Origin of the sequence: Henriciella sp., assembly GCF_049649345.1 — a bacterium.
In the GTDB taxonomy this organism is placed as follows: domain Bacteria; phylum Pseudomonadota; class Alphaproteobacteria; order Caulobacterales; family Hyphomonadaceae; genus Henriciella.
Genome location: NZ_JBARZC010000583.1, coordinates 1 through 1,823, shown reverse-complemented (window position 1 = coordinate 1,823; position 1,823 = coordinate 1). Strand labels below are relative to the sequence as shown.

Below are 1,823 nucleotides of genomic sequence, written 5' to 3'. Positions count from 1 at the left end.
GTTATCGTCTGCATATCCACTTAAACACTTGCATCCGATTGTTCAAAGGCACGAGGCGGTGGCTAGAGTGAAATTGTGTTCAGAAGACGGTCAGGCCGAAGATTGGGGCGTGTTCGCCCAATGCGCGAGCAAATCGGGCAGGCTTTGAGCGCATGACGCATGAGGCAGGCCTGCGAATTGGTATTTTTATCGGCGTTTTCCTGACGCTGGTGCTGCTCGAAGTGTTCTTCCCGCGGCGCAAGGCAGAGCTCAGCCGCGCTCAAAGATGGCCGGGCGCATTTTCCCTGCTTGTGATCGGCGCCGTGCTCGGCCGCTTGGTGGTCCCCGCGGGGCTTGCAGGCCTTGCCCTGTGGGCGGAGGGGCAGTCGATCGGACTGTTCAACCTTGTCGACCTGCCGGCCTGGCTGGTCGGTCTCGCCTCTCTCCTGTTGCTCGACCTTGGCGTCTGGGCGCAGCATGTGGTGATGCACAAGGTGCCACTGCTCTGGCGCATGCACCGGGTCCATCATGCCGACCCGCATATTGATGCCGCCACGGCGCTTCGTTTCCATCCGGCAGAGATTGTTGTCTCGCTTGGCTGGAAGACGCTGATTGTGGTGGCTTTCGGTGTACCGGCCTGGGCGGCTTTCGCCTTCGAAATCATCCTGAATGCCTGCGCGCAGTTCAATCATGCGAACTGGAATATCCCGCGCGCTGTCGACCGCTGGCTGCGCCTTGTTCTCGTCACGCCCGACATGCACCGGGTGCATCATTCGACGATAAGACGCGAAGCCAACACCAATTTCGGCTTCTGCCTGTCCGTCTGGGACCGGCTGTTCCGGCAGTACAAGGCGCAGCCGGAACTCGGCCATGAGCGTATGACAATTGGCCAGACCGGCTGGCGCGAGGCCAGCGATCAAGCGCCGCTCAGCCTGCTGCGCCAGCCGCTGGAACGTTAAAATCAGCCTGGCGTGTAGGCCTTTTTCACGTCTGCGATGTCGCGCAGGAAGTCCTTGACCGGCTCACCATCCGCCGCCGACAGTTCCGAGCGGTAGCCCTGGACGGTTCCGTCTGGCGCGACGAGCAGATAGCTCGGTGTCCACGCAATATCGAGATCGTCGCGGATCGACGCGTCTTCGTCCAGCAGGGTCGGATAGGAATAACCCTTGTCATCGAAATAGGCCTGAACGTTCTGGTATCGACCGAACGCGTCGTCGATCCGGTTGGCGTTTGGCGGGGTGTGGATCGACATGAAACGAAGGTCCGGGTCCTGCGAAATCGCGCTGGCCAGCGCCGCGACATAGGGCGCATCAGCCATGCAGTCCCCGCACCAGAGACCCCAGACATCGATCACGGTCCACTGGCCGTCGAGGTCTGATGAGGAAAAGGCTTCGCCTGAAACCATTGTGCCAGAGAAGTCAGGAAGGGCCTGGCCGAGGAAGGCGTAAGTAAATGGGCGCCCATAATCGTCGCGGGGAATGTCACCAGCATCGGTATCGGCGGAGGCTGGTATGGCCGAGCCGGGCGTGATGAAACCGGTTGCGCTGTCGCCGGAGCCGGCCCCTCCGCACGCGGTCAGTGTGAGGGCGAGTGTGGCAATCAATAGGCGCATGGGGTTTTCCTGTCTGTGCAGCTCTCGGACATAAATAGTCGCGCGAGCCTTGCAAAAAAGCCCCGGCGCGGCGGCCGGGGCTTGATCATGATTACTTCAATTTCCGTCTCAAGCTCAGCCGCCATCCGCGCCCGGTGCGCGGGTTCTCAGTGCATTACGCTGCATTTCGGCTGTGCCATCCTGGCTGGACTTTGTCTGGGCGGCCCAGGCGGCGCGTGTCGCACAGATATTC

General features: G+C 61.1%; 2 protein-coding genes. One reads left to right on the top strand and one right to left on the bottom strand.

The window, feature by feature from the left end:
* Positions 1-152: 152 nt before the first annotated feature.
* Entirely contained in the window at positions 153-938 is a 786-nt protein-coding gene (locus tag WA989_RS16110; RefSeq protein WP_424341498.1) for a sterol desaturase family protein, read from the top strand.
* Positions 939-940: 2 nt separating this feature from the next.
* On the opposite strand, the gene WA989_RS16105 is transcribed toward WA989_RS16110, so the two are convergent.
* Complete coding sequence (locus WA989_RS16105) at positions 941-1,591, bottom strand: TlpA family protein disulfide reductase (RefSeq protein ID WP_424341497.1); 651 nt, start codon at positions 1,589-1,591, stop codon at positions 941-943.
* Positions 1,592-1,823 lie beyond the last annotated feature (232 nt).

Coding starts and splice junctions, on each gene's coding strand:
- WA989_RS16110 (WP_424341498.1), top strand. CDS start 153: ATGACGCATGAGGCAGGCCTGCGAATTGGTATTTTTATCGGCGTTTTC.
- WA989_RS16105 (WP_424341497.1), bottom strand. CDS start 1,591: ATGCGCCTATTGATTGCCACACTCGCCCTCACACTGACCGCGTGCGGA.